Annotated in this window: 23 protein-coding genes and 1 tRNA gene; 10 read left to right on the top strand and 14 right to left on the bottom strand. The window is 70.5% G+C overall.

Annotated features, from left to right (window positions below):
• A partial coding sequence (gene ftsH, locus AC156L_RS31390) for an ATP-dependent zinc metalloprotease FtsH (protein ID WP_484407531.1) occupies positions 1-2,096 on the bottom strand: 2,096 nt, incomplete at its 3' end.
• A 556-nt stretch (positions 2,097-2,652) separates the two neighbouring features.
• Between ftsH and AC156L_RS31385 the strand changes: the two genes are divergently transcribed.
• Positions 2,653-4,353: a substrate-binding and VWA domain-containing protein gene (locus AC156L_RS31385; protein ID WP_330874951.1), complete on the top strand. Its 1,701-nt coding sequence runs from the start codon at positions 2,653-2,655 to the stop codon at positions 4,351-4,353.
• A gap of 128 nt (positions 4,354-4,481) precedes the next feature.
• Here the strand turns inward: AC156L_RS31385 and hpt are convergent, their stop codons facing one another.
• Genes hpt through dacB form a run of 4 tightly spaced genes read right to left on the bottom strand, consistent with a single transcriptional unit; the run spans position 4,482 to position 8,864 of the window.
• Positions 4,482-5,033, bottom strand: a complete 552-nt coding sequence (gene hpt, locus AC156L_RS31380) for a hypoxanthine phosphoribosyltransferase (RefSeq protein ID WP_484407529.1) — start codon at positions 5,031-5,033, stop codon at positions 4,482-4,484.
• 13 nt (positions 5,034-5,046) lie between these two features.
• Positions 5,047-5,988, bottom strand: coding sequence for a tRNA lysidine(34) synthetase TilS (tilS, locus tag AC156L_RS31375; protein WP_330874949.1), 942 nt, complete (start codon positions 5,986-5,988; stop codon positions 5,047-5,049).
• Positions 5,985-7,058, bottom strand: a complete 1,074-nt coding sequence (locus AC156L_RS31370; protein WP_330874948.1) for a zinc-dependent metalloprotease — start codon at positions 7,056-7,058, stop codon at positions 5,985-5,987. The genes tilS and AC156L_RS31370 overlap by 4 nt, the downstream gene beginning before the upstream one ends.
• Positions 7,059-7,085: 27 nt before the next feature.
• The gene (dacB, locus tag AC156L_RS31365; RefSeq protein ID WP_330874947.1) at positions 7,086-8,864 is read right to left on the bottom strand and encodes a D-alanyl-D-alanine carboxypeptidase/D-alanyl-D-alanine endopeptidase; all 1,779 of its coding nucleotides are present in this window, start codon (positions 8,862-8,864) and stop codon (positions 7,086-7,088) included.
• Between the two features lie 166 nt (positions 8,865-9,030).
• On the opposite strand from dacB, the gene AC156L_RS31360 reads away from it, so the two are divergent.
• Positions 9,031-9,534, top strand: a complete 504-nt coding sequence (locus AC156L_RS31360) for an inorganic diphosphatase (RefSeq protein WP_259629710.1) — start codon at positions 9,031-9,033, stop codon at positions 9,532-9,534.
• Positions 9,535-9,597: 63 nt separating this feature from the next.
• On the opposite strand, the gene AC156L_RS31355 is transcribed toward AC156L_RS31360, so the two are convergent.
• Together AC156L_RS31355 and AC156L_RS31350 are read right to left on the bottom strand one after the other, a co-directional pair.
• On the bottom strand, positions 9,598-11,271 hold the full coding sequence (locus AC156L_RS31355) for an MDR family MFS transporter (RefSeq protein ID WP_330874946.1): 1,674 nt from the start codon (positions 11,269-11,271) through the stop codon (positions 9,598-9,600).
• Entirely contained in the window at positions 11,271-11,804 is a 534-nt protein-coding gene (locus AC156L_RS31350) for a MarR family winged helix-turn-helix transcriptional regulator (RefSeq protein ID WP_484407528.1), read from the bottom strand. The genes AC156L_RS31355 and AC156L_RS31350 overlap by 1 nt, the downstream gene beginning before the upstream one ends.
• Before the next feature lie 156 nt (positions 11,805-11,960).
• Between AC156L_RS31350 and AC156L_RS31345 the strand changes: the two genes are divergently transcribed.
• From AC156L_RS31345 to AC156L_RS31335, 3 genes are all read left to right on the top strand, one after another.
• Positions 11,961-12,413: a DUF4442 domain-containing protein gene (locus AC156L_RS31345; RefSeq protein WP_330874944.1), complete on the top strand. Its 453-nt coding sequence runs from the start codon at positions 11,961-11,963 to the stop codon at positions 12,411-12,413.
• Positions 12,414-12,802: 389 nt separating this feature from the next.
• Positions 12,803-13,381 (top strand): excalibur calcium-binding domain-containing protein, encoded by a 579-nt coding sequence (locus tag AC156L_RS31340; protein WP_330874943.1) that lies wholly within the window; start codon positions 12,803-12,805, stop codon positions 13,379-13,381.
• Positions 13,382-13,400: 19 nt separating this feature from the next.
• Entirely contained in the window at positions 13,401-14,414 is a 1,014-nt protein-coding gene (locus tag AC156L_RS31335) for an LLM class F420-dependent oxidoreductase (RefSeq protein WP_330874942.1), read from the top strand.
• On the opposite strand, the gene AC156L_RS31330 is transcribed toward AC156L_RS31335, so the two are convergent.
• The 3 genes from AC156L_RS31330 to AC156L_RS31320 form a co-directional block, all read right to left on the bottom strand.
• Positions 14,401-14,586: a hypothetical protein gene (locus AC156L_RS31330; RefSeq protein WP_484407527.1), complete on the bottom strand. Its 186-nt coding sequence runs from the start codon at positions 14,584-14,586 to the stop codon at positions 14,401-14,403. The two genes, AC156L_RS31335 and AC156L_RS31330, sit on opposite strands and share 14 nt — an antisense overlap.
• Before the next feature lie 186 nt (positions 14,587-14,772).
• Positions 14,773-15,150: a hypothetical protein gene (locus tag AC156L_RS31325; RefSeq protein WP_330875001.1), complete on the bottom strand. Its 378-nt coding sequence runs from the start codon at positions 15,148-15,150 to the stop codon at positions 14,773-14,775.
• Between the two features lie 34 nt (positions 15,151-15,184).
• Positions 15,185-16,015 (bottom strand): transglutaminase-like domain-containing protein, encoded by an 831-nt coding sequence (locus AC156L_RS31320; RefSeq protein WP_330874940.1) that lies wholly within the window; start codon positions 16,013-16,015, stop codon positions 15,185-15,187.
• Between the two features lie 425 nt (positions 16,016-16,440).
• On the opposite strand from AC156L_RS31320, the gene AC156L_RS31315 reads away from it, so the two are divergent.
• The gene (locus AC156L_RS31315) at positions 16,441-17,100 is read left to right on the top strand and encodes a hypothetical protein (protein WP_330874939.1); all 660 of its coding nucleotides are present in this window, start codon (positions 16,441-16,443) and stop codon (positions 17,098-17,100) included.
• Positions 17,101-17,686: 586 nt separating this feature from the next.
• Here AC156L_RS31315 and AC156L_RS31310 read toward each other — a convergent pair.
• Positions 17,687-17,760, bottom strand: a tRNA-Thr gene (locus tag AC156L_RS31310).
• A 121-nt stretch (positions 17,761-17,881) separates the two neighbouring features.
• On the opposite strand from AC156L_RS31310, the gene AC156L_RS31305 reads away from it, so the two are divergent.
• On the top strand, positions 17,882-19,684 hold the full coding sequence (locus AC156L_RS31305; protein WP_484407525.1) for a hypothetical protein: 1,803 nt from the start codon (positions 17,882-17,884) through the stop codon (positions 19,682-19,684).
• A gap of 45 nt (positions 19,685-19,729) precedes the next feature.
• On the opposite strand, the gene AC156L_RS31300 is transcribed toward AC156L_RS31305, so the two are convergent.
• Positions 19,730-20,860 carry a glucuronyl hydrolase gene (locus tag AC156L_RS31300; protein ID WP_330878748.1) on the bottom strand — a complete coding sequence of 377 codons (1,131 nt, stop codon included), beginning with the start codon at positions 20,858-20,860 and terminating at the stop codon, positions 19,730-19,732.
• Between the two features lie 335 nt (positions 20,861-21,195).
• Here AC156L_RS31300 and kduI point away from each other — a divergent pair, with 335 nt between their 5' ends.
• From kduI to AC156L_RS31285, 3 genes are read left to right on the top strand one after another with little or no spacing between them, the layout of a single operon-like run.
• Positions 21,196-22,023: a 5-dehydro-4-deoxy-D-glucuronate isomerase gene (gene kduI / locus AC156L_RS31295; RefSeq protein WP_330878747.1), complete on the top strand. Its 828-nt coding sequence runs from the start codon at positions 21,196-21,198 to the stop codon at positions 22,021-22,023.
• Positions 22,024-22,032: 9 nt separating this feature from the next.
• Positions 22,033-22,767 carry an SDR family oxidoreductase gene (locus AC156L_RS31290; RefSeq protein WP_330878746.1) on the top strand — a complete coding sequence of 245 codons (735 nt, stop codon included), beginning with the start codon at positions 22,033-22,035 and terminating at the stop codon, positions 22,765-22,767.
• Positions 22,764-23,510, top strand: coding sequence for an IclR family transcriptional regulator (locus AC156L_RS31285; RefSeq protein ID WP_330878745.1), 747 nt, complete (start codon positions 22,764-22,766; stop codon positions 23,508-23,510). The genes AC156L_RS31290 and AC156L_RS31285 overlap by 4 nt, the downstream gene beginning before the upstream one ends.
• Here AC156L_RS31285 and AC156L_RS31280 read toward each other — a convergent pair.
• Positions 23,507-24,709, bottom strand: coding sequence for a DNA polymerase III subunit delta' (locus AC156L_RS31280; protein WP_330878744.1), 1,203 nt, complete (start codon positions 24,707-24,709; stop codon positions 23,507-23,509). The two genes, AC156L_RS31285 and AC156L_RS31280, sit on opposite strands and share 4 nt — an antisense overlap.
• Positions 24,706-26,796, bottom strand: coding sequence for a bifunctional MFS transporter/dTMP kinase (locus AC156L_RS31275; protein WP_330878743.1), 2,091 nt, complete (start codon positions 26,794-26,796; stop codon positions 24,706-24,708). The genes AC156L_RS31280 and AC156L_RS31275 overlap by 4 nt, the downstream gene beginning before the upstream one ends.
• Positions 26,797-26,830: the final 34 nt, after the last annotated feature.

Below are 26,830 nucleotides of genomic sequence, written 5' to 3'. Positions count from 1 at the left end.
GGGTACGGCTGGCCGTAGCCACCCGGCCGCGGCGGCAGACCGTTCGGGACCGCGCCGTTGCCGCCCGAGGGCTCCGGGCTCGTGTGCGGCGGAACACCGGGTAGCTCGCCGCCGCCAGGGGCCGTGCGCACTGGCGTCGGCGCTTCCTCCTGCACCGGCGGCCACGGCTCGCCACGTTCCTTCGCCAGCTCACCGGGGGTCTTGATCGGCGGCTTGTCGGACGGCGTGCGGCCACCGAACTCGTTGAACGCCGTGATCCTCGGCCGCTTCTCGACGCCCGCGAAGATCCGCTCCAGGTCCTTGCGCTGCAGCGTCTCCTTCTCCAGCAGCTCGATCACGAGGCTGTCGAGGATGTCGCGGTAGGTGTTGAGCACGTCCCACGCCTCGGTGTGCGCGGCCTCGATGAGCTTGCGCACCTCCTCGTCGATCTCGTGCGCGACCTCGAGCGAGTAGTCCGGCGCGTGGCCCATCGACCGGCCGAGGAACGGGTCGCCCTCGTCCTTGCCGTACTTGACCGCGCCCAGCCGGGCGCTCATGCCGTACTCGGTCACCATCGCCTTCGCGATCTTGGTGGCCTGCTCGATGTCCGACGAGGCACCCGTGGTGGGCTCGTGGAACACCAGCTCCTCCGCCGAGCGTCCGCCCAGCGCGAACACCAGGCGCGCGATCATCTCCGAGCGGGTCATGAGCTGCTTGTCGTCCTCGGGGACGACGAGCGCGTGCCCGCCAGTGCGGCCGCGCGGCAGGATCGTCAGCTTGTACACCGGCTCCAGGTCCGGCATGGCCCACGCGGCGAGCGCGTGCCCGCCCTCGTGGTAGGCCGTGATCTTCTTCTCCTTCTCGGAGATGATCCGGCTCTTGCGGGCCGGACCGCCGATCACGCGGTCGACCGACTCCTCCAGCTCGATGCTGCTGATGACCGTGCCGTTCTTGCGCGCGGTCAGCAGGGCGGCCTCGTTGATGACGTTGGCCAGGTCGGCGCCGGAGAACCCGACGGTCCGCTTGGCGAGGCCGTCGAGGTCGGCGTCCTCCGTCAACGGCTTGCCCTTGGCGTGCACGCGAAGGATCTGCTTGCGGCCCTTCAGGTCCGGTGCGGACACCGGGATCTGCCGGTCGAAGCGACCGGGGCGCAGCAGCGCGGGGTCGAGGATGTCCGGCCGGTTCGTCGCCGCGATCAGGATGATCCCGCCGCGCGAGTCGAAGCCGTCCATCTCCACCAGCAGCTGGTTGAGGGTCTGCTCGCGCTCGTCGTGGCCGCCGCCCATGCCCGCGCCGCGGTGCCTGCCGACGGCGTCGATCTCGTCCACGAAGATGATGCAGGGCGCGTTGGCCTTGGCCTGCTCGAAGAGGTCGCGGACGCGCGAGGCGCCGACGCCGACGAACATCTCGACGAAGTCCGAGCCCGAGATGGAGTAGAACGGCACGCCCGCCTCACCCGCGACGGCGCGGGCGAGCAGGGTCTTGCCGGTTCCGGGAGGGCCGTAGAGCAGGACGCCCTTCGGGATCTTCGCGCCGAGTGCCTGGTAGCGGCCGGGGTTCTGGAGGAAGTCCTTGATCTCCTCTAGTTCCTCGACGGCCTCTTCGGCTCCGGCGACGTCACCGAACGTCGTCTTGGGCATGTCCTTGGACAACTGCTTGGCCTTGGACTTGCCGAAGTTCATGACGCGGTTGCCGCCACCCTGGGCGTTGTTCATCATCCACATCAGCAGCAGCAACAAGAGCCCGAGCGGCACCAGGTAGATCAGCACCTGCATCAGGAACGACTCCTGGCTGACCTTCGTCTCCAGGACGGGCTTGTTCGGCGCCGTGTCCAGGATCGTGAAGATCTCGTCCGTGGACGAGGCCGGGAACTGCGTGATCAGCCGGTCGTGGCCTGCGAAGTTCGTGCCGGGGTTCAAGGTCAGCTTGAGGCGCTGCTCCTTGTCCTCCAGCGTGACTTCCTTGACCTTCCCGTCACGCACTTGTTGCAGCGCTTCGGACGTCTTGACCGGGGTATACCCCCTGGTGTCGTCGAAGAGCATGGTGAAGATGAAATAGAACATCAACACCGCCGCGATCCACAGCAGCGGGTTGCGAAGCAGGCGCTTGCGGTCCATTCACTTACGGCCGTCGGGCGGCCTCGACCCTCCCTGACTTGCATGTCGGGTGATGGGGGCCCCACCTCTCCCGTCGACGGGCACTGACGGGTACACCCGTCGGGCCAGCCTACCGCCCGTCGGCCCGCACCGGCCGATCCACGGGGGATGCGGGCCGGAACGGGGGGACGGACGGCACTGAGCGGACAACGGACGAACCGGGTGACGGGTTCCCCGCCGTGACAGCCGACACGGATTCCGGCCGCCTCCGGTTCACCGAACGCGGAAACATGAGGAATACTCAGGCATCTTGCGCGGCAATCCACTGGGCCGAACGGACCAATCTTGTGGCCTTCGGACCCGGATGGTCGAAACTGGTCGTGAACTTCGGGGACCCGCAGCCCGTAACACTCGATAGAGGTACCGCGCTACTTACAGGTAGCTACCTGCATCGGTCCACACGAGTGACGGGAACTACGGGTCTCCACCCTGCCAGCAGAACACGTGCCACCCTCAGACCACGGAGAGTTTTCTCATCGCCCCAACGGGTGAATACTGAACCGAAGGTACCCACGGTATGTCATCGCGCAACCAGCCCACCACCAGCCTGCTCCGCCGGATCGCCCTCCCCGCGGGGGCGTTGATCGGCGTGGTGGCGGCAGTCAGCGTCACCGTGGTCGCGTTGAAGGCCACCAGCGGACCCGACTGCCAGGGCGCCCTCCCGCTCAAGGTCGCCGTCACGCCCGCGGCCGAGGAGGTCGTCCGGCAGACCGCCGCCGAGTACCAGTCGACCCAGCCGATCGTGGACGGCCGCTGCGTCCAGGTCCAGGTCGAGTCGCGCGGCGCCGCGGACGTCGCCACGGAGCTGCCGACCGCCCAGATCAACCCGCCCGCCCTGTGGATCCCGGACTCGTCGATGTGGGCGGCCGAGACGCAGAAGGAAGCGGGCGAGGTCGGCCAGGACGCGCCGCGCCTGGACGTGAAGAGCTCCCTGGCCAGCTCGCCGATGGTGATCGCGGGCTCCGAGCAGTCGATGTCGAAGCTCGGCTGGCCCGTCACGCCCATCAGCTGGTCCCGCGTGGTCGACCCGAACGTGCCGGTGACCCTGAGCGACCCGACGCAGTCCACCGAGGGCCTCGCCACGCTGGCCGTCGTCCGCGGCCTGCTCGGCAACCCCGACGGCTCCCCCAAGCCGGAGCTGGTCAGCGCGCTGCTGCGCGTCGGCCGCGAGGCGCTGCCGTCGGTGCGCGACGCGTTCAACAAGGTCACGCAGGGCGCCGAGAACGCGCCGATCTTCACGGCCAGCGAGCAGAACGTGATGGCGAACAACCGCACGGCCGGTGAACGCCGGGTCGTGGCCTCCTACCCCAAGGAGGGGACGCTCGGCTTCGACTTCCCGCTGGTGCGGGTCAGCCGGGCGGGCGAGCACTCGGGCACCGAGGCCGCCGCGGCGGGCTTCGAGAAGGCGCTGCGCTCCCCCGAGGCCGCGAAGCGGTTCGCCGACGCGGGCTTCCGCAACCCGCAGGGCCGCGCGCCCGACGGCTGGACGACGGAGGAGGACGGCGTCAACGGCGACCAGGTCAACCTGCTGAAGGCGCCGACGACGGACCAGGTGTCCGAGCTGCTGCGCACGTGGGGCGCCATCGCCCTGGACTCGCGGATGCTCGCGGTGCTGGACGTGTCCGGCTCGATGGCCGAGAAGATGAGCAACGGCCAGACCCGGATCGAGGCCGCCACCCAGGCGGCGCTGACCGCGTTGAGCCTCATGCCCGACACCTCGGACATCGGCCTGTGGGCGTTCTCGACGGACAAGAAGCCGCCGAACGACTGGATCTCGCTGGTCCCGATCGGCCCGCTCGGCGAGCCCCTCGGCGGCAAGCCCCGGCGTGACGTGCTGGTCACGGGCGCGCAGGGCCTGGCCTCGATCGTCGGCGGCGGCACGGCGCTCAACGACACCGCGCTGGCGGCGTGGCGCTTCATGCAGTCGACGTACGACCCGGCGAAGATCAACTCGGTCACGCTGATCACCGACGGCCGCAACGACGACATCTCCAGCATCGACCTGGCCGAACTGGTGAAGACCTTCCAGTCCGAGGGCGACCCGGCGAGGCCCGTCCCGATGATCATGGTCGGCCTGGGCCAGGAGGCCGACATGGACGCCCTGCGCCAGATCTCCGCGGCCACCGGCGGCAAGGCCTACCAGGCCCTCCAGCCCGCGGACATCCAAGGCGTGCTGCTGGACGCCATCAGCCAGCGCAGGTGCAGGCCCAACTGCTGACGAACGAACGAGAGGGCCCCCCGCACGGTGTGCGGGAGGCCCTTTCACACGACGGCACGACCACCGCGGTGACCACCGCGCGAGGACGCGTCGGCAGGTCGGGCCGGAGCCCGCGGAGCAGCGACCTCCTACACCGAGTAGACCTTCGGGTCGAGCTTCCCGATGTACGGGAGGTCGCGGTAGCGCTCGGCGTAGTCGAGGCCGTAGCCCACGACGAACTCGTTCGGGATGTCGAAGCCGACGTACTTCACCGGCACCTCGACCTTCACCGCGTCGGGCTTGCGCAGCAGCGTGCAGACCTCCAGCGAGCGCGGTTTGCGCGACGCCAGGTTCTTCAGCAGCCACGAGAGCGTGAGTCCGGAGTCGATGATGTCCTCGACGATGACGACGTCGCGGTTCGCGATGTCGCGGTCGAGGTCCTTGAGGATGCGGACGACGCCCGAGGAGGACGTCGAGGAGCCGTACGAGCTGACCGCCATGAACTCCAACTGGACCGGCACGGGTAGTGCCCTCGCCAGGTCGGTCATGAACATCACCGCGCCCTTGAGCACCGTGATCAGCACGAGATCGGATCCACCGTCGTCGGGGTAGTCGGCCGCGACTTTGTTCGCGAGTTCGGTGACCTTGTCGCTGATCTCCTGTTCGGTGATCAGCGTTGAGGCGATGTCGCCGTCGTACACGGTGTCCCCTCTGTCATGACTGCCTTGGGTCTAGCTTGAGCCTGCCATGCGCGCGCCGCGCCACCAACCCGCCGGACAGCCACACGCCACCCTGGCCCCGCCACCCGGACACCAGCGCGTCCACCGCCCTCACGTGCGAATCGGACAACTCCGGCGTGCCCGACGCGAGCAGCCAGCGGCGGATGACGCGGCGGCGCAGCGCGGGCGGCAGCGGCTCCAGGGCCGAGACGTCGGCAGGATCACCCTCGAAGGCCGCCGCCAGGTCGTCCAGCGCGTCGTTGTCGTCGCGCAGCTGGGCCGCGGTGCGGGCGAGGGCGGCCGCGACGCCGCCCTGGAGCACGTCCTCCAGCAGCGGCAGCACCTCGGTGCGCAGCCGCACCCTGGTGAACGCCGGGTCGGTGTTGTGCGGGTCGTGCCACGGCTCCAGCCCGAGCGCGGCGCACGCGGCGGTCGTGGTCGTCCTGGACACGCCGAGCAGCGGCCGTCCCCACGGGGCGTCGAGCGGCTTCATGCCCGCGATCGACCGCGGTCCCGAACCGCGGCCCAGGCCGAGCAGCACGGTCTCGGCCTGGTCGTCCCTGGTGTGCCCGAGCAGCACGAGCCCCCGCGACGGTCTCAGCGCGGCGTAGCGGGCCCTCCTGGCGGCCGCTTCGGGGCCCCCGCCGCCGTCCACCACGACGGGCAGCACCGCCGCGTCCAGCCCCAGCCCCCGGCACAGCGCCGCGGCCCGGTCGGCGACCTCGGCCGACCCGGCCTGGAGGCCGTGGTCCACGACGAGCGCCCGCGCGCCCTGGACGACGTGCGCGGTCGCGGCGGCCAGCGCGAGCGAGTCGGCGCCGCCCGACACCGCGACGGCGACCCCGCCGCGTTCCACGTGCCCGGCGACGGCGGGCTCGGCGAGGAACCTCCGGACCGCGGTCCGCACCTCGGAGACGGCGGGGTCGGGCCGGTTCACGGTGCGACGCGGCGCAGCCACTCCGCCGGGTCGGTGATCTCCGCGCGGGTCGGCAGGGTCTCCGGCGAGGTCCAGACGACGTTGAAGCGCTCCATGCCCACCGCGTCCACGACGTGCCCGGTGAACGCGGCGCCCTCCGCGTACTGGCGGACCTTGGCCTCGACGCCCAGCAGCGTGCGCAGGACCCGGTCCAGCACGCCACCGCCCTTGCGGCGCTCGGTGAACCGGTCGCGGATCGTGGCCACCGACGGCACCACGGACGGGCCGACGGCGTCCATCACGTGGTCGGCGTGGCCTTCGAGGAGCGTCGACAGCGCGACCAGCCGGTCGATGGCGGCCTTCTGCTCGGCCGACTGGAAGAGGTCGATCAGCCCCATCGGACCGTCGGTGTCGCGCAGGCGCTTGCGGAACTCGCGCACCACCTCGGGCAGCTTGGTGATCGAACCCGACGGCGCGTCCATGGCGGCGAGCAGGTCGGACACCTGCCCGCCGAAGTACTCGCGCAGCCACGGCACGCCGGTGAACTGGAGCCGGTGCGTGCACTCGTGCAGGCAGACCCACAGGCTGAAGTCCTCGGCGGGCACGTCGAGCGCCCGCTGGGCGGCGACGATGTTCGGCGCCACCAGCAGCAGCCTGCCCGCGCCGTCCCCGCCGAACGGGTCGTACTGGCCGAGCACGCGGGAGCTGAGGAACGACAGCACGATCCCCGCCTGCACCCCGGCCGTGCTCGCCATGACCCCGCCGAACGCGCCGCTCTGCCGGGGCATCGCGGAGTCGGTCAGCGCGGCCAGCCCCTGCACCGCGGCGCGCGCCCACGCGGGCCGGTCCACGACCTCGCCGGGCAGCAGCGGGAGGCCGTGGCCCAGTCCGGTCAGCTCGCGGACGTGCACCTCGGCCTCGGGGGCCAGCTCCCGCAGCCGGTGGACGGCCACGTCCGCCTCGGCCCTCGGGATGATCGGACCCTGCCGGACGAGGCGCGCGGCCGTCGACGCGGCCAACTCCCAGTCGACGGGGGTGGTCGTCGTCGTGTCGCCCGGTCGTGCCACACGGGCTTGCGGTGCCGCGTTCACCCTTCCGACGCTACCTGTGGGATACGGCTACGCACAGCCGCAGCCACGCAGCGTGGCAGCCAGGACGTCCAGCGCCTCGCGCACCTCGTCGGTGTTGCCGGGGCTGTTCGACATGAACGCGAACACCAGCAGCTTGCCGTCGGTGTCCACGACGACGCCCGCGAGCGAGTTCACGCCGGTCAGCGTGCCGGTCTTGCCCCGCACCCAGCCCTTCCCGCTCGCGGCCTGCTGCTGGTAGCGGTTCGCCAGGGTGCCGCTGCCGCCCGCGACCGGCAGCGCGGTCAGCAGCGGGCGCAGCTTCGCGGTGCGCGGGTCGCTCGCGTCCGGCTTGGCCGCGACCTCCAGGATCTGGCCGAGCAGCTTCGCCGGGATCTTGTTCTGCGGCGACATGCCGCTGGCGTCCACGACCGTGGCCCCGCCGACGTCGAACTGGTTCTTCGTCAGCACGTCCTCGACGGCCTTGGCCGCGCCGTCGAACGAGGGCTGCTGGCCGGTGACCTTGGCGACCTCGCGGGCGAGCGCCTCGGCCAGGATGTTGTCCGAGATCTGCATGGCGTTCTCGACGAGCTGGTCGACCGGCGCGGACTTCACCTCGCCCAGCACCTTCTGGTTGGTGCCGGACGGCGCGGGGCCGGGGGTCGCGGTCGCCACGCCGAGCCGCTGCGCCAGCGCGGTGGCGGCGTCCAGCGCTGGCGCGGCGGTGCGGGGGCTGTTCGGGTTCTTCGGGTCCAGCCTGCCGCCGTCGAGCATGAACGGCACGATCGGCGTGATCGAGCCGCCCGCGATGTCGGCCGGGTCCCAGCCGGGTGCGGTGCCCTCGCCCGCGTACCGGCCGAGGTCGAACCTGACCTCCGTGATCGGGCCCGTCGCGTTGGCCTTGACCTGCGCGGCGAGGTCGTCGAGGGTCGCGGCGCCGGGGTAGACCGTGGTCGTGCCCTCCGGTAGCGAGGACAGCGTCGGGTCGCCACCGCCGACGACCACGACGGTGCCGGGCGCGTCTCCCTGGACGACCTTGGTGGACAGCTGGGCGGTGTGGTCGATCGACAGCAGCGCCGCGGCGGACGCCAGGATCTTGATCGTGGACGCCGGGATCAGCGGCGTCGTGTCGCCCTGCTGCCAGAGCGCGGTGCCGGTCGCCGGGTCGATCACGACCCCGGTCAGCGGGCTGAGCACCCCGGCCGCGGCGGGCCCGGCCAGCGCGGCGCTGACGCCGGACGCGCTCGGCGTCGGCGCGTCACCGGCGACGCCCTTCACGGAGAGCGACACCTTCGCGGGCGGAGCGGGCGGCGCCGTGGTGAGCGCGACCTCGCCGCCGAACCAGTCGAGCTTCGCCGAGGCGAACACCGCGCCACCGGCGAGCGCCACCACGAGCACGATCGCGCCGACGAGCAGCAGGGGCTTGCGGCGGTTCGGCCCGGCCTCGGCGGTCTCCCGTTCGGCGGGCGGCACGGGCGGGTCCGGCTCGGCGTCGGGCGCGGGTTCGTTGTGCGGGGTGATCCGCTCGGGCATCGCGCGGCGCGTGGGCGGCTCGGGCTGCACGGGCGGTCGCTGCGGCGGCGAGAGCTGCGGCAACGTGGGCTGGGGCCGCGGGACCTGGATGCGCATGGTCGGCGGATCGGCGGGCCGCGGTGTCGGCGGGGGCTGCGCCGCCGCCGGCCTGGGGCGCTGCACCTGCACCGTCGGCGGCTCGGGGAGAGCCACCGTCGGCTGCTCGGGTGCGATCTCGAACACACCCGAGTCGTCGTCCTCGGTGGGCCACGAAAGCTCGTCCGGCACACCGGGATCGGGGTCGCCAGGTCCGGGCACGCGATCCTCCGTAGATCTTCATAAGGGCAATCTCACACCCGCAGGCACCCACCACGATGCGGGTCGGGTGGTCGTCGTAGTCCACACTAGTGGCGCAACGGCAGAGGGTGTCGCACACGCGGCGTCACCTCAGCATGACGAGGCGAGACGAAGCAGAGGACGCGCAGTGGAGTTCGACGTCACCATCGAGATCCCCAAGGGTGTGCGCAACAAGTACGAGATGGACCACAAGACAGGTCGCATCCGCTTGGACCGCACCCTGTTCACGGCCACCCAGTACCCGGCGGACTACGGGTTCGTGGACAACACCCTGGGCGAGGACGGCGACCCGCTCGACGCGCTGGTGATCGTCCAGGAGCCCACGTTCCCCGGCTGCCTGATCAAGTCGCGCGCCATCGGCATGTTCCGCATGACCGACGAGAAGGGCGGCGACGACAAGCTGCTCTGCGTGCCCGCCGACGACCCGCGGTCGGAGCACCTGCGCGACATCCACCACCTGAACGAGTTCTACCGGCTGGAGATCCAGCACTTCTTCGAGGTCTACAAGGACCTGGAGCCCGGCAAGAGCGTCGAGGGCGCCAGCTGGGTCGGTCGCGTCGAGGCCGAGGCCGAGGTCATCCGGTCCTACCAGCGCCTCAAGGACGCCATCGCACGCGGCGAGGACCACTAGGGCTTGACCACGAGAAGGAGCCCCGCACCTCAGTGAGGTGCGGGGCTCCTTTTCTTACACGATCTAGTGAATCGGGAGCGGGGGAACCGCTTCCTTGGCCTCGTTCTCGTCGTTCATGCGCTCCAGGCCGGAGCGCATGGACAGCGGGGTCTCCTTGATGAACCACACGAGCACGAAGCCGATCAGCACCACGATGCCGCCGACCAGGAACACCGTGTCGATCGCGCCGGAGAAGCCGTCCAGGAACGGACGCGCCAGCACCGGGTCGAGCGTCTTGAGGAACTCGGTGTTGTTCAGGTCGACACCGGCGCCGCTCTGGAGCCCCTGGGCGAACTGCGCGTTCTCCGGCCTCGCCAGCGCGGCCTGGAAGTCCGGGTTGCCGAACGCCGTGGTCAGCGCGTTGCCGATCTTGTCGCCGACGCTGCTGAACAGGATCGACAGGAAGACGGCGGTGCCGACCGTGCCACCGATCTGGCGGAAGAACGTGGCCGACGACGTCGCGACGCCCATGTCCCTCGGTTCGGCGTCGTTCTGGATCGCCAGCAGCAGGGTCTGCATGCACAGCCCCAGTCCGGCGCCCATCACGAACATCAGGCTGAGCGTGAACGCGTTCGACGTGTCCGTGCCGATCGTGCTGAACGCGAAGAGCGCGACGGCCATCAGCGCGAACCCGATGATCGGGAACACCTTGTAGCGCCCCGTCTTCGAGGTGATCTGACCGCTGATCCCGGCCGCCGACATGATGCCGAACGTCAGCGGGAGCAGCATCAGACCGGCTTCGGTCGCCGAGGCGCCCTTGACGATCTGGAGGTACAGCGGCAGCGAGACCATGCCGCCGAACATGCCGATGCCCATCACGAAGTTGATCGTGTTGCCGAGCGAGAACGTCCCGCTGCGGAACAGCCTCAGCGGCAGCAGCGCCTCGTCGCCCATGCGCTTCTCGTTGAACACGAAGCCGATGACGCCGAGCACGCCGAGCGCGTACATCGCGATCGAGGTGCCGGACGCCCAGCCCCACTCGCGCCCCTGCTCTGCGACGATCAGCAGCGGCACCAGGCCGACGCTGAGCAGCGCGGCGCCCCAGAAGTCGATGCGGTGGTCGACCCGCTTGTGCGGGACGTTGAGCACCTTGGCGACGACGACGAGCGCGATCAGCGCGATCGGGACGTTGATCAGGAACACCCAGCGCCAGCCCGTGACGCCCGCGAACGTGTCCAGGCCCGCGAACAGGCCGCCGACGACCGGGCCGGCGACGCTCGACACGCCGAACACGGCCATGAAGTACGCGGAGTACTTGCTGCGCTCCCGCGGCGACGTGATGTCCGCCAGGATCGCCATGCCGAGCGACATCAGGCCGCCCGCGCCGAGGCCCTGCACCGCGCGGAACGCGGCCAGCTCGTACATCGAGGTCGCGATGCCCGAGAGCAGCGACCCGATCAGGAACAGCGTGATCGCGGACAGGTACATCGGCTTGCGGCCGTAGATGTCCGAGAGCTTGCCGTACAGCGGCGTCGTGATCGTGGCGGTGATCAGGTACGCCGTGGTGGCCCACGCCTGCAAGGTCTGGCCCTGGAGCTCGTCGGCGATGGTCTTCATCGCGGACGAGACGATCGTCTGGTCGAGCGCCGCGAGGAACATCCCCAGCAGCAGACCGGACAGGATCGTCAGGATCTGACGGTGGGTGAGCAGCACCTCGCCCCTCGGCGAAGCCTCCGCTCTCTCAACCGTTTCCGACATCACTTCTCCCCTCCTGAGCGCGGCCCCGGTCCGCCCTCAGCCAAAAAATCCGGAAGCGCGTTCTCGTAGTCGCCCACGAAGCGCTCTAACAAGTCGGTGAAGGTGCGCCAGTCCGGTTCGGACCAGCTCCCGAACATCCGCGCGATGGCGGCGTTGCGCATGCTGCGGCGTTCGGCCAGCAACCGGTGGCCCGCCTCGGTGGCGACGAGCACGCTGGCCCGTCCGTCCTCCGGGTCGGCCCGCCGTTCCACAAGCCCGTCCTTGACCAGGCCGGCGACCTGGCGGCTGACGGTCGAGGGGTCGGAGAAGACCGCCTCGGCCAGCGCGCTGGATCGGGAGGGACCCATGTGCGCGAGGTTCGCGAGCAGCACGAAGGCGGCCTTGTCCATACCGGCCTTGTTCATCTGCGCGGCGACGCACGCGTGCATCTTGTTGAGGCGGATCATCGCGGTACCGACCCTCTCGGCCAGCTCCAGCTCCGGCTCCGGCCTCGCCTCGGTCGAACCCACCGTGTCACTCACCGGGTCCACCATGGAACACTCCGTTGCTTGCATCATCCAACTAGTTGCTGAGTACAAGCATGAACTCGGATGGCCTAGCAGGGCAACTGAATTAACGGTGAGTCGCGTCTCAGCAGGCGGTTACCAACGGGTAGGCAACGGGGTTACCGACCGGTAGCATTCGTCGCCATGAGCCAGGACTACACGTTCGTCGCGGACGCCCTGAAGCAGGGCGTGCCGTGGGTCGGGACCACCGGCATCGACTTCATCGAGGTCGAGGGCGACCGCGTGCTCGTCGAACTGCCCGACGGCGAGGAGAACCGCAACCACGTCGGCGGCCCGCACGCGGCCGTCGTGTTCGGTGCGGGCGAGACCGCGTCCGGAGCCGTCGTGCTCGCGGCGTTCTCGCAGCACATGGACAAGGCCACGCCGCTGGTCGCGCGCGCGGAGATCGCCTACCGGAAGGTCGCGACCGGCGTGCTGCGCGCGGAGGCCGTCCTCGGCCGCCCGGCCGCCGAGGTGGTCGCCGAACTGGCGTCCGGCACGCGGCCCGAGTTCCCGGTGCACGTCACGATCACCAACGCCGCCGGGGCCACCACGGCGGAGATGACCGTCACCTGGACCCTGCGCCCGAACCGCTGACCGCCGTCCACCGAGGACCCCTCCACACCGGACCTCGGGCATAACACCGTTGCGGTGGGGCGATCCCGGCCGCGGGTCCCACCCGGACCACCGCGGGGCCGGAATCGCTTGCGAGTAAACCGATTCAGGGACCAGGCTCACCCGATCGACGGGTCGAGCCTGGTCCTTTCGGGGAGTCGACTTGGTAACGTCCTGTGACCCGCGTAACACGCGGCACGTCCCGTTGCGATGACCCGGACACAGGTGCGACCGCCGCGCCCTTGGAGGATCGCGTGCCCAGTACTCCCCCCGCGCCTGCCCGGTGGCGACGTGGAGCTCTCCCGTTCCTGCTCGCCCTCCTCTGCGCAGGCGGTTGTGCGTCCAAGACGGACCTGTCGGCGGCGATCCGGGTGACCACCCCCAGTTCGACGCCGAGCCCGACGCCGATGCTCACGACGACGACGGGCGCGCCCGAGCAGCCGACGATGCAGGTGGCGGACGTCGTGGACGGTCGCACGATCGTCAGTTCGGACGGCAAGACCGTGCAGATCGCCGGACTGGCCCCGCCCGGCGAGTGCTGGGCGGGCGCGGCGACCGAGTTCACCCGCAGGACGTTGAACGGCAAGACCGTCAAGTACACCAAGACCTTCGGCTCGTCGGCCACCGTGCTGATGCCGGACGGGTCCGACTTCGCGGTGGAGGCGGTGCGCCGCGGCATGGGACGCGCCGAACCCGGCTCGACGACCGCGCTCAAGTCCGCCCAGTCCGCGGCCGAGCAGGCCGGGGTCGGCCTGTGGGGTGAGTGCGGCGGCAAGGACACCGTCGGCCAGGCGGACGCGCAGGACCGCGAGCCGTCCGGTTCGGACGACGTGTACTTCGCGAACTGCGAGGCGGCCAGGAGGGCGGGCGTCGGCCCGATCGTCGTCAACCAACCCGGCTACGGCAAGCACCTCGACCCGGACGGGGACGGGATCGCCTGCGACCGCTAGGCGCTGGTACAACCACCCCATGAAGGTGGACAGCGTCGAGGTCGCGTTCGACCCCCGCGAGATCGGCGACACCGCCCGGCAGGCCGAGGCCGCGGGCTACGACGGGTTCTGGGTGGCCGAGGCCCAGCACGACCCGTTCGTCGCACTGGGCGTCGCGGCGGGGACGACGTCGCGGGTCGAGCTGGGCACGTCGATCGCGGTCGCGTTCGCGCGCAACCCGATGAGCACCGCGGTGCTGGCGAACGACCTGCAACTGCTGTCCGGCGGGCGCTTCAACCTCGGGCTCGGGTCGCAGGTCGAACCGCACATCACCAAGCGGTTCTCGATGCCGTGGTCGAAACCCGCCGCCCGGATGCGCGAGTACGTCCTGGCGATGCGGGCGATCTGGCGGAGCTGGGAGACCGGCGAACGGCCGAGGTTCCGCGGCGAGTTCTTCACCCACACCCTGATGACACCCTTCTTCGACCCCGGCCCGAACCCGTACGGACCGCCGAAGGTGTACCTCGCGGGCGTCGGCGAGCTGATGACCGAGGTCGCGGGCGAGGTCGCCGACGGCTTCCTGTGCCACAGCTTCACCACCGAGCGGTACCTGCGCGAGGTGACGATCCCGGCGCTCGAACGCGGGCGCGCCAAAGCCGGAAAACCGTTGGCGGGACTGGAGATCAGCGGCCCGTCGTTCGTCGCGACCGGCGGCACGGCCGAGGAGCTGGCCGCCTCCGTCGCCGACACCAGGAAGCAGATCGCCTTCTACGGCTCGACCCCCGCCTACCGCCGGGTCCTCGACCTGCACGGGTGGGGCGACCTGCACGAGGAGCTGCACGCGATGTCCCGGCGGCAGCGGTGGGACGACATGACGGCGGCGGTCGACGACGAGGTGCTGACCGCGTTCGCCGTGGTCGGCGAGCCCGAGCAGGTGGCGGCGGAACTGCTGGCCCGCTACGGCGACGTCACCACCCGCTCGTCCTGCCACGCGCCCTACCGCGGCGACCCCGAGCGGTGGGGCCGCGTGTTCGCCGCGCTCAGGAACGGGTGAGCCGGTGCCGACCGCTCGGTGTGTCCCGCAGACCGTGGTGGAAGAAGGCCAGTTCGGCCCGCACCCGCAGCACGGTCCTGCGTCTCGTCCAGTGCCTCCTGCCCACGCGCGCGGCGCACAGGGCGAGGGGTAGGAAGAGCAGGGTCATCAGGATCGTCGGGATCATGGTCATCGCCTCCTCCGCCAGGGCGACGACCGAACCCGACCCCTCTGACGGAGATCGCGCGAAGGCCACCCCGATGGAGCAACCACCGGGCGGACGTTCCGGGACCGGTGTCGACCGCTCTCCCGAAGTGTCGCCGAGGTCGGGAACGAGCGGAAGAACTCCGGGTCACATCACCGCGTCGTGCACCGCACGTCAGAGGTCGGGCAGCGGGTCCGGCGGGAAGGAGTCCCTCGTCGTCTCCGCGTCCGCGGCCGCGATCACCGACACGTACTCGTCCCAGGTCTGGAACGGCGAGCCGTCGACGGTGAAGACCGGGTCCGACGTCGTGTCCACCGGTCCGAGCCGCAGGCTCCGCTCGTACGTCCAGTGCACCGACTTCGGCCGGTCGTGGCTCAGCCAGCTGCACGCCAGCATCACGATGTTCCGGTCCGTCACCACGAAGATGAACGGCTTCGAGACGAGCGACGGCCCGACCGCCGTGCTGGCGACCGCGGGGAAGAGGTAGCGGATCTCGGTGCCCGGCGGCAGCAGCGCCCGGCAGCGCTCCCGAACCTTCGCGCTCAACGGCACAGCCCCCACGCCCTCCCTCCGAGCCGACAGTCCGTCAACGCGCGCGGTCGCGGTCGGGTTCCGCGATCAGCTCGTCCGGTACCCGCAGGTCGGGGTGGAGGTAGAGCGCGGCGACGGCGTCCAGGTCGTCCCCGGCGCACACGACGGCCAGCTCGTCCAGCAGCTCGTCGTAGTCCTCACCCGTCCGCCCCTGGTAGGCCTCCTCCATCCGCCCCCACTCGTCCCACGGCAGCACCTCGACGTTGTTGAGCGCGGCCAGGTCCCGCACGGCGTTGCCGCGGATCTCCGACGGTCCCCAGTTCTCCGTGCCGGGCACCCCGAACTTCGAGCCGTCGACCTCACCACGCCGGTAGGCGCTCCACGCCTCACCACCGGTCAGGAACTCACCGGGCCGCAGATCACGCGGGTCGACGGGCCGCTCCTGCCCGAAGACCTCCGTGTCGACCCGCACCCACCGCCCACCGTCGAAGAACTCCGTCACCCAGTGGTCCAACCCCAGCCCGGCCTCGAAGTACATCCCGAACCCGCACCGCACCCGCGCGGCGATCCCCCGATCCCGCAGCAGCGCGCAGCTCATCACCGCGAAGTGCCTGCACGTCCCCACGAGCCGCTTGTCCGGCGCCCGCGGCGACGTCAACGGCATCGGGTCGAGCGCCAACAACAGCCGCGCCAACTCGGCGGCGGGGCGAACGTCCTTCTCCACCTGCCGCTCAGCGGGCAGATCCCGCCCCGGCTGCGCGTCGGGGTGGAGGAACAGCCCGTGGACGGGCTCGCAGATCTCCAGCGGATCGTCGGCGACCACGGAACCGGCGGCCTCGCCGAGTGAGGTGAACAGCCCCGGAGCCACGTAGTCGATCTTCACCATCGAACGATGGTAGGCGAGGCGCACCGAAATGCGTCAGGCCCGGTTGCGTACCGCCGGGCATCGCGCCGATGCCCGGCATGCCCGGTACCGAACTGGGGCGACCAAACGGCGACTCGTCATGCGGCGTCTTCGGGCGCCTGCGCCAGCTCCTGAAATTACGATGCCTCTGAAGTGATTCCATGCGTGGCGCTTGTCCACTCTGAGGAGCGGACAAGGCGTCAACCCGCACTAATCGTAGCAAGCAGGCTTTAGATCACTGGCGCATTCGGGTGCACCTTGGATGACGACGGCTCCCGTCGTCATTAGCGTCTGTACGGTGACACCTGCCAATGGGTCGATGCCGTTTACTGCTTCGACCGCCGGGAGACTCCATGCCCACGTCGACAACTCCTCCAGCGACAGCGCCAGGAAGCAGAGTTTCTCAAATGCTGGCGCCTGTCGGCATCATCGCCGACATCACCGCAGTGGCCTTGATACCACTTGGACAACCCAGACAGATCATTTATCTGGTTAGCGTATTGGCGTTTGCGATCGGGGTGACCATCATCTTCTACCGTCGCAATTGCACGGTAGACAAGTTGATGGTTTTAGAAATTTCCATTGCGCTTGTGAGCACCGGCGTTGCCGCCCACACGTTTCGGAGGTTGTCAGCACCAGAGACAGAGAGCAGCTGCGAGAAAACGAGGACAACGATCGACTCTCCTGCCGACAACACGACCCTGAGCGCAACCCAAAAGGCCAACTTCTCCGTCAAGGGCAGCACGAACAGCGCATCCACTTGCGGCACACTCTGGATATTTCTCCGAATTCGAAATAGCACTGAAGCAGTCTATTACCAGCAGTACGGGTACTGCGTCGTCGACAGCGCGGCCGAGAAATGGGAATGCGGCGGCGCCGGAACGAAAGCGAGCCCAGGAACCAAAGTTGACATTCTTGCCTACCTCATGGACAGCGCAGATGGCCGAGCACTCGTCGACAAGGCCGCCATTGCCAAATGCTCCACGGGAGAAGACAATGGTCTAGCCTCCAACAGGCCACCTACCAATGATGCCCCCGTTGCCTCGGTCTCGGTCGTGGTCGAGTGACCATCTTCCATGCTTCCCCCTGTCAGCACGTTCTCCCGACTACCCCACCACGATTCCTCATGGTTGTTGATCCGCGCTGCCGCGAGGTCGCACACCGGATAGGACGCAGCAAACACACCTTGCACCTGGCCAACCTCGATGACAGGGGTAACGGGACTTGGAAGATCGAGGTTCCGCTTGATCTCCACCGCGGTCTCGGATCCTCGGCGGTGTCGTGGGAGTCCCGGAAGCCACCGGCGCTCCCCAGCGCTGCGAGGAGGCGCTGGGGAGCGAACGGCCAGGCAGGCGAAGCCGAGGGAGGACGCGGGCACAGGGTGGCAGAAGCACGACCTCGTGCTCACTACCAAGTAGGGCACCGGGCTGGATGACACCGATGTCCGGCGCGACTTCCGACAGGCCGCCAAGGCGGCCGAACTGGCCTACCGGAAGCAGATCCGTCCGGGGGTGCAGGACGGGGCTACCGCGATGGACCGGATCTTCCCCGCGGCGGAAGCGTAGTCACGCAGTTGGTCACGCAGGAGGACCCTGAAGACCAGTCAGCCCCGGTGCGCTGTGTGCGCACCGGGGCTGACCTGCATCTCACCAGAGCCGCCTATCGGAATCGAACCGATGACCTGTTCATTACGAGTGAACCGCTCTAGCCGACTGAGCTAAGGCGGCGAGACGCGATAACTATAGCCGACTCCAAGACCGTCACCGACAGGGGTCCCCCTCGTTAGGCTTCTCGTGACGCCGCTCACCACGGGTCACGGGCTCTTCACCGTCGAGGAGGACTTCCGACATGCGCAGACGCCGGCTCGCGTTGGCCTTGCCCACCGCCGCAGCGTTGTTGGCGCTGTGCGCGGCACCCGCTCTGGCGCAGCCTCCCGTGACCACGCCGGTGCCCGGTCCGGTGAGTCCGGGGCAGCCGCCGGTGTCCGCTCCGAACGGGCCGCAATCGCTTGCGCACGCGGTGGGTGATGCTGGGACCGGGTTGGCGGTCGTGCGGTTGGCACCGGAGTCGACGCCGACGAACACCATCCTGCCGGGGTTCGGGGACGAGCTGCCGAAGCAGTCCGCGGCGGAGCTGGGTGTCGGGCTGGCGAGCGCGCAGGTGAACACCGAGTCGTACCTGGCGTTCGAGCGGTCGGTCGCGCAGGCGTCGCCGCTCGGGTTCGCCGTGCAGGGGCGGGCGCCGCAGACACCCGGCTCGCTGGCCCAGACGGCGTCGCCGGACAACCCCCAGGGCCTGAGCGGCGGGCTGGCGCTGCCGAAGACGCCGCTGGACACGCTGCTCACCGTGAAGGGCCTCAACGGGAACGTGCACGCGCGCTGGGACGACGCGCTCGGGCCGTGCGTGACACCGCTGAGCGAGGCCAAGACGTCGCTGGCGAGCCTGTCCGTGCTGAACGCGATCCCGACGCTGCCGTCGTCGCCGGACCTGACCGGGATGCTCACGCAGGACACGCCGAAGCTGGACGCCGCCGCGAAGCAGTCGCTGATCGACAGCCTCAAGGGCATGACCGCGCCGCTCAGCCAGCTCGGCGGGCTGCTGTCGGGCACGCCGGACACGGGCGAGAAGGGCTCGCTGCTCAGCCTGCCGGAGACGCTGATGGCGCAGTCGTCGGTGGAACTGGTCGACCTGCCCGGTTCGGCGAACAAGGCCGTGAAGACCACGTCGACGCTCCAGGCGGCGAGCGTGCGGCTGCTCGCGGGCACGCCGATGGAGGTCCGGATCGACGTGGTGAGCCAGCCGACGCTGGTGGCGCTGGCCACGGGCGTCGAGGCGACGTCGGCGATCACGTACACCGCACCGGTGCTGCGGGTGACGCAGGGCGGGAAGGTGCTCGGCACGCTGGACGCGGCCAACCCGAAGCTGGAGATCCCGGTCGGCATCCCGGTGGCGGGCCTGCCCGAACTGCCGAAGCTGCCGATCATCGGCGGGATCCTGCCGAGCGGCGGTGACGTGCCCGCCGAGCTGGAGAAGCTCGACATCGGGGTGCTGCGGTTGCAGATCGCGCAGTTCAACGAGAAGAAGATGGCGTTGAACGGCCCGTTGACGCAGGGCGGTCCGACCATCAAGGGCTTCATGCTCGGCGCCACGGCCCGGCTGCTGGACCTGCAACTGCTGCCGACGGACGCCCTCGGCCTGCCGAACCTGCCGTCCGCGCTGGCGCAGGTGTCGCTGGGCGAGCAGATCGTCCGCGCCGCCGCGCCGGAGGGCGGCGTGGTCTGCGGCAGCACCACGACGGCACCGCCCGCGGGCGCGCAGCCACCACCGCCGCAGGCCCGGCCGACCATCCCGCTGGCCTACACGACCGCCGCCTACAAGACGATCCCGATCTTCTGGCTCGGCACCGCGCTGCTGCTGGCGGGCGTGGTGATCGTGTCCGCGATGCCCAGCCGCCGCCGCGAACCCGCACTGGTCGGCACGACCGGGGCAGCCGCGATCGTGACGACGGCCGAGCCCGAGGACACGACAGCGGAGTCCGAAGACACGACAGCCGAGCCCGAAGCCGAGCCCGAGACCGAAGCAGTGGCCGAGTCCGAAGAGGAAGCGGAACCCGCGCCCGGAGCGGAGTCCGAGAGCGGCGACGAGGCCTGAGGCTGAGCTGGTTGGGAGGCCGCGCCTCCCAACCAGCTCACGTCCTCACAGGCCGATGGCGCGGGAGACCTCGGCCGGCTTCAACACCCGGAGCAGCGCCTCCATGAAGTAGTAGTCGGCGTACGGGAGCGACACCTCGACGCCGTCCTCGGACGGCCGGTTGCGGGTGCCGCGCGCCAGGACGGCCTCGGCGCGCGTGGACTTCTTCGTCAGGCAGTCCCTGGTGAGGCCGTGCAGGATCCGCAGCGCGGAGTCCCGGTACTGCGTGCGGCCGGACGCCTTGGCCAGGTCGAGCAGGCCCGCCGCCATGACCGCGCCCGCCGACGAGTCCTTGATGTCGTTGGGCGCCTGCGGGGCGCGGTAGTCCCACACCGGCACGTGGTCCGGGGTGAGCTGGCCGAGCGCGAAGTCCGCCAGCTTCCGCGCGGTGGCCAGGAACGACGCGTCACCGGTGCGCCGGTGCACGGTGGTGAACCCGTAGATCGCCCACGCCTGCCCGCGCGACCACGCCGACGTCGGGCTGTAGCCCTGCACGGTGTTCGGCCCGATCGGCGCGCCCGTGGCCGGGTTGAAGTCGAAGACGTGCGGCGTGGAGCCGTCCGCGCGGACGAAGTGCCGCTGGGTCGTCTTCGCGTGCGCGACGGCGACGTCGAGGTACTTGCGGTCGCCGGTCTCCTGGGTGGCGAACGCGAGCAGGTCGAGGTTCATCATCGTGTCGATGATCGAACGGCCCTCGTCGCGCGGCGTGCCGAGCGCGCCCCAGGCCCGGATGAACCGGCCCGCGGTGTTGAACCGGCCGATCAGCCCGTCGGCGGCCTTGATCGCGCCGTCGCGCCACTTCACCTCGCCGGTGAGCCGCCACGCGGTGACCCACGACGGGTAGAAGAGGAAGCCCATGTCGTGGTCGCGGGCCACGTCCTTGCGCGGGGACAGCCGCTCGGAGGCGGCGAGCGCGAGCTGCTTGAACCGGTCCTCCTTCGTGTCGAGGTACGCCATCCACAGCGTGCCCGGCCAGAAGCCGCCGACCCAGCCGCCGTCGGCGACGTAGGTCCACTTCTCGGCCCTGGTGATCTCGGGGAACGTCGTGATGGCCGGGCCGGTGACGCGCACCTTCGACACGGCGTAGTCGAGGGCGTCGCGCAACGCCTCCGGACCGGGTACGGGCTCTTGCGCCAACGCGGTTCCTCCCGTCGCGGCGGTCGCTCCGGCCGCCACGGCGGCCGAGGTCAGCAAGGTACGGCGGGACACGGACATGGGCACCATCCATCCGAGAATCGGCGTTGATCACAGGTCGGACCGGGACGCGCGGGAGGACCGGCGGCGCGCGGGAGGGCGACACCCTGGCTGGTGCATACGTCTACCGCCGCCTTCCGAGCGCACCGCGGGCCAACTCGTCACCGGCGGCGGCGAAGTGACGAGACCACACTTGTTCCATCCAGCGGAACGTAGTTCCATGAATGGACCGAGCACATGGTGTCACTGGACAGCGACGAGCGGAAGGCATCACCGCCATGGAAATCCGACACGCGACCCATCCGGAGCAGGTGGCCGCGCTCGACACCGATCAGCTGCGGCAGCGCTTCCTCGTCGAGGACCTGTTCGTCGCGGGCGAGGTGAGGCTCGTCCACTCCCACGAGGACCGCGTCGTGGTCGGTGGCGCCTCTCCCCTGCCCGGAACGCCGCTGGAACTGGAGGCCGTCGACGCGCTGCGGGCCGACACGTTCCTGGCGCGGCGGGAGCTGGCGGTGGTCGTGGTCCGCGGGTCGGGCAGCGTGACCGTGGACGACGCCGAGCACAAGGTCGACGCCCGCGACTGCGTGTACGTCGGCAGGGGCGCGACCGTGGTGCGCTTCCAGGCCGCCGTGGAGCACACGCGCTTCTACCTGTTCTCCACGCCGTCGCACGCCGAGCACCCGACGGCGGTCGCGCGGTACGACGACGTGGACGCGCTGCGGCTCGGCGACCCGGCGACGTCGAACGTCCGCGAGATCCGCAAGTTCGTGCACGCGGACGGGATCCGGTCGAGCCAGCTCGTGCTGGGCATGACGACGCTGGCGCCCGGCAGCGTGTGGAACACGATGCCGCCGCACACCCACGACCGGCGCACGGAGGCCTACCTCTACTTCGACCTCCCGGACGAGCACCGGGTGGTGCACCTGATGGGCGAGCCGCACGCGACCCGGAACCTGGTGGTGCGCAACGAGGAGGTGGTGATCTCGCCGAGCTGGTCCGTCCACAGCGGAGCCGGAACGCACGCCTACTCGTTCGTCTGGGCCATGGGCGGCGAGAACCAGGCCTACGACGACGTGGAACCCGTCGCGGTGACCGACCTCCGCTGAGGAGCCCTCGTGGACCTCTTCTCCCTGCGCGGGCGGACCGCACTGGTGACCGGCGCCCGCTCCGGGATCGGTCGCGCCATCGCGCTCGGGCTGGCCGACGCGGGCGCGGACCTGGTGCTGCTGGGGCGGACCGCCGACTTCGGCGCCGTGCCGGACGCCGTGGTGGACACCGTCGTCGTGGACCTGGCCGACCCGGAGGCGGTCGAGGCCGCGCTGGCCCCGGTGCTCGCCGAGCGGCGGATCGACGTGCTGGTCAACAACGCGGGCACGATCCACCGCGAACCCGCGGCGGACGTGTCGCTGGCCGACTGGCGGCGGGTCCTGTCGGTCAACCTGGACTCGGTGTTCGAGCTGAGCCGGGTGGTCGGCGGCCGGATGCTCGACGGGGCGGGCGGGAAGATCGTGAACGTCGCGTCGCTGCTCAGCTTCCAGGGCGGGGTCACGGTGGCGGCGTACGCGGCGAGCAAGCACGCGGTCGCGGGGCTGACCAAGGCGCTGGCCAACGAGTGGGCACCGCACAATGTGCAGGTGAACGCGATCGCTCCCGGATACATCGCCACCGACAACACCGCGGACCTGCGCGCCGATCCGGGTCGCGAACCCGCGATCCGCGACCGGATACCGGCCGGGCGGTGGGGCACGCCGGAGGACGTGGTCGGTGCGGCGGTGTTCCTCAGCTCGCGGGCGTCGGACTACGTGAACGGGCACGTGCTGGTGGTCGACGGCGGGTGGCTGGGCCGGTGACCGACACCGCGGTGGAGAAGACGTTGGCCGTGCTGGAGGCGTTGGCCGACCACTCGCGGATCACGGACATCGCACGGGTCACCGGGCTGCCGAAGTCGACCGTGCACCGGCTGCTGCAAGCGATGGTGGACCGGGGTTTCGCCGCGGTCCGGTCCGACGGCGGCTACCTCGCGGGGCCGAAGGTGCTGGTGATGGCCGGGAAGGTGCTCCGGCCGGTGGACACCGTGGAACGGGCGCGCCCCGCCCTGCGGGCCCTCCGCGAGGAGTCGCTGTGCACCGTCCACATGGCGATGCTGGTCGGCGACGAACTGGTCTACGTGGACAAGGTGGAGGCGGACAAGCCGTACCGGATGCCGTCGCGGCTGGGCATGAGCCTGTCCGTGCACTGCTCGGCCATCGGCAAGGCCGTGCTGGGGTCGATGGCGCCCGCGGAGTTCGACGCGCTGGTCGCCCGCGTCACGCTCACCGGCCGCACCCCGCGCACGATCACCACCGAGGACCGGCTGCGGGCCGAGGTCACGCGGGCGCGCCGCGTCGGCTACGGCTTCGACGACGAGGAGAACGAGATCGGCATCCGGTGCGTCGGCGCCGCGATCCGCGACCACACCGGTGCCGTGGTCGGCGGGATCTCGGCGTCCACGCTGGCCATGGAGCACACGATGGAGCAGTTGGCGGCGCTGGGCCCGCGGGTCCTGCGCGCCGCCGACGAGGTGTCCACCGCGCTGGGGTACGTCGAGCGCTAGCCGTGGTGCAGGGCCGTGACCAGGGCGTCGATCGCGATCCTCGGCTTCACGTTCATCTCCAGCGCGTCCCGGCACGCGAGGACCGCCTCCAGCCTGCGCAGCGTGGACTCCGGGGTCCACGCCTCCGCGGCCGTGCGGGCCTCCGCCGCGCGGTCGGGGTGGTTCAGCCTGGCCTGAGAACCGGTGGCGGTGACCAGGACGTCGCGGTAGAAGCCCGCCAGGTCGACCAGCGCGGTGTCGTAGGAGTCGCGCTGGGTCCTGGTGGCGCGGGACTTCTGCCGCTTCTCCAGGTCCTTCATCGCGCCCTTGGCCCCTCGGGTGGCGGCCGCGGTGCCCTTGCCGGTGCCGCCCGCGCCCATCGCGGTCTCCAACGCCGACCGCTCGTCCTCGTTGCGGGCCTCGTTGGCGGTGGTGGCGTCGGCCTCGGCGGCGGCGACCAGCTGGTCGGCGCAGGTGAACACGTCCTGCGCCCTGCGGACCGCCAGCGGGATGCGCAGCACCGACTCGCGGCGCTTGCGGACCTGTTCGTCCGTGGCCAGCCTGCGCGCGCGGCCGACGTGACCGGCGCAGACCGACGCGGCCCACCGCGCGACCTCGGCGGAGACGCCGTCGCGGTGCTCCAGCACGTCCGCGATGGCGTCGGGCCTCGGCGTTCCGAGCGGGATGATCCGGCACCGCGAGCGGATCGTCACGGAGACGTCCTCGGGGTGGTCGGAGGGGGCGCACAGCAGGAACACGGTGCGGTCCGGCGGTTCCTCCACGGCCTTGAGCAGGGCGTTGGCCGCGCCCTCGGTCAGCCGGTCCGCGTCCTCGATGATCACGACCTGCCAGCGGCCACCGGTGGGGCGCCGGGCGGCGGACTGGACCAGCGCGCGCATCTCCGCGACGGAGATCGACAGGCCCTCCGGGGCCACGAACCGGACGTCCGCGTGGGTCTCGGCGACCGTGGTGTGGCAGCCGGGGCAGTCGCCGCAGCCGGGGCGGTCGTCGACCGTCGTGCACTGGAGGGCCGCGGCGAACGCCTTGGCGGTGACCGAACGGCCGGAGCCGGGCGGGCCGGTGAACAGCCAGGCGTGGGTCATCGTGCCGGGTGCCGGGGTGCCGCCCGCGACGATCGTCGCCGCCGCTTCGGCGGCGGCGGACAGGACTTCCACGGCGGCGGGCTGGCCGACGACGTCGGCCCACACGCTCGTGTTCATGTGGTCTCCACAACGGGCTGGGCCTCGGGGACGCGGCGTTCCGCGAACAGCGGGAGCACCGCGGTGCGCACGCGCTCGGAGACCTCGTCCTCGGTGCCGTCCGCGTCCACCACGACGTAGCGGTCCGGGTCGGCGGAGGCCATCTCGGTGAGGAGGCGCTGCACGCGCCAATGGTGCTCGATGTTGTCGATGGCCCGCCGACCGGGCTTGCCGAAGACGGTCTCGTTCAGCGCGTCGGCGGGCATCGTGACCGGTGAGCGGTCCAGGAGGATGGTGACGTCCGGGCGGAGGCGGCCGGTGGCCCAGTCGACCAGGCCCTCCACCTCGGCGGGCTGGATGCTGCCGACCGCGCTGAAGTGCGCGAGCGGGCTGTCCACGTACCGCTCCATGACGACCAGGGCCCCGTTGTCCAGCGCGGGCCGCACCTCGCGCTCGACCACGTCCGCGCGGACGGCCGCCGCGACCAGCGCGTGCGCCCGGACCCCCGCCAGGTCGACCGTGGACAGCATGCTGCGGAGGCGGTGCTCGTCCAGGTCGGGGTCGCTGGCCAGGAGGACGGCGTGGCCGGCGGCGCGCAGCGCTTCGGCCAGTCGGCGGGCCTGGACGCTGGTGTCCTGCCGGGTGTCGCCCTCGACCGTGATGAGCACGCCCGCGGACGCCTTCGACTTGCCCCTGATCGCGTCGAACAGCTCCGAGAAGATCGGCTCCATGCGCCGGTTGTCCATCTGGCGGTAGGCGATGAGGCCCACCACGGCGGCCAGCACGCCCGCGCCGAACATGACCGGACGGGTGCCGTCGACGTTCATGGGGTGGTTGAAGAGGGTGATGGTGCGGGGCTTCAGCACGGTCACCAGCAGCGGGGTCACCACCGTCGACAGACCCAGGATGATCTTCATCAGGGACTGGACGAGCGCGACCATGCGGCCGCGCATCGAGTCCTCGACCTGGGAGCCGATGATCGTGAGGCCGGTGAGGAACGCGATGCCCGCGCACCCGCCGACCATGGCCACGGCGATGAGCGCGATCCACAGGTGCGGCGCCAGCGCGACGATCACCAGGCTCAGGCCCGCGCAGACGATCGTGAGGCCGAACAGGCGGTTGTAGGTGAGGCGGCGGGCGAAGCGGGGGGCCAGGGCCATGCCGCTGGCCAGCCCGATGAACACCGCGATGAACAGCAGGGCGAACGCGCTGTCGCCGCCGAGCAGGCTCAGGGCGTACAGCTTCGCGCAGCCGATCACGGCGCCCGCCGCGGCGAAAGCGCCGATCATGCCGATGACCAGGCCGCGGACGAGCGGGGTGCGCCAGGCGTAGCGGAGGCCGTCGCGCATCATCGCCGCGAAGCCGACCTCGTCCTCGGCGTCCTCCCTCTTCTTCGCCGACGTCGCCCGCCCGGACAGCTCCGGGATGCGCGTGGCGACGAGGACCGCCGAGGTGATGTAGAGCAGGCCGTTGACGACCACCGCGATGATGGCCACCCGGAACACGACGTCGTCGCTGGTCAGGTGCAGGTAGCCGGGGATGCCGGAGATGATCGCGTAGAGGCCGAAGCCGCTGATCGTGGAGATGCCGTAGGTCATCACCAGGCCGAGCTGGTTGGCCGACTCCACCTGGTCCGGCCTGCGCAGCAGGTTCGGGACGGCGGACTCCTTGGCCGGGATCCACAGCATCGCGCAGCAGCCGACGAGGAAGTTGGCGATGAACAGCCACCACGCCGCGCCGACGAACGCGATGGACAGGAACAGCGCACCGCGGGCCAGGTCGCACGCCACCATGACCTTGCGGCGGTCGAACCGGTCCGCCAGCACCCCGCCGAGCGGCGCGAACAGGATGCCGGGCAGCAGCTGGGTGAGCACGACCGCGCTGAGCGCGAAGCCCTCCCAGCCGTAGCCCTCGGCCAGTTTCGTCACCAGACCGGTGAGGGCGAGCAGTGACAGCCAGTCACCAACGCTGCACAGGTAGGTGACGCCCCACAGCCGCCGGAACGGCCTGATCGCCAGCACGCTCCGCAACCGGTGGGTTGCCGAAGCCGCGCCGGTCGCGCCCGGATTGAGCTGACCTGCGTCGTCGCTGTCCTGGATGTCGTCCACCCCCTGTAGCCACCCACCGATCAGCCTAACCGCG

Source organism: Umezawaea sp., assembly GCF_057122925.1.
This window is presented reverse-complemented; position numbering and strand designations above follow the sequence as displayed.

What these genes read in the sequence shown, in the direction of transcription:
- AC156L_RS31355 (WP_330874946.1), bottom strand. Translation starts at nt 11,271, where the DNA reads ATGTCGGAAACGGTTGAGAGAGCGGAGGCTTCGCCGAGGGGCGAGGTG.
- AC156L_RS31345 (WP_330874944.1), top strand. Translation starts at nt 11,961, where the DNA reads ATGAGCCAGGACTACACGTTCGTCGCGGACGCCCTGAAGCAGGGCGTG.
- AC156L_RS31280 (WP_330878744.1), bottom strand. Translation starts at nt 24,709, where the DNA reads ATGAACACGAGCGTGTGGGCCGACGTCGTCGGCCAGCCCGCCGCCGTG.
- AC156L_RS31330 (WP_484407527.1), bottom strand. Translation starts at nt 14,586, where the DNA reads ATGACCATGATCCCGACGATCCTGATGACCCTGCTCTTCCTACCCCTC.
- AC156L_RS31305 (WP_484407525.1), top strand. Translation starts at nt 17,882, where the DNA reads ATGCGCAGACGCCGGCTCGCGTTGGCCTTGCCCACCGCCGCAGCGTTG.
- kduI (WP_330878747.1), top strand. Translation starts at nt 21,196, where the DNA reads ATGGAAATCCGACACGCGACCCATCCGGAGCAGGTGGCCGCGCTCGAC.
- AC156L_RS31315 (WP_330874939.1), top strand. Translation starts at nt 16,441, where the DNA reads ATGCTGGCGCCTGTCGGCATCATCGCCGACATCACCGCAGTGGCCTTG.
- AC156L_RS31320 (WP_330874940.1), bottom strand. Translation starts at nt 16,015, where the DNA reads ATGGTGAAGATCGACTACGTGGCTCCGGGGCTGTTCACCTCACTCGGC.
- AC156L_RS31335 (WP_330874942.1), top strand. Translation starts at nt 13,401, where the DNA reads ATGAAGGTGGACAGCGTCGAGGTCGCGTTCGACCCCCGCGAGATCGGC.
- AC156L_RS31350 (WP_484407528.1), bottom strand. Translation starts at nt 11,804, where the DNA reads ATGGTGGACCCGGTGAGTGACACGGTGGGTTCGACCGAGGCGAGGCCG.
- AC156L_RS31385 (WP_330874951.1), top strand. Translation starts at nt 2,653, where the DNA reads ATGTCATCGCGCAACCAGCCCACCACCAGCCTGCTCCGCCGGATCGCC.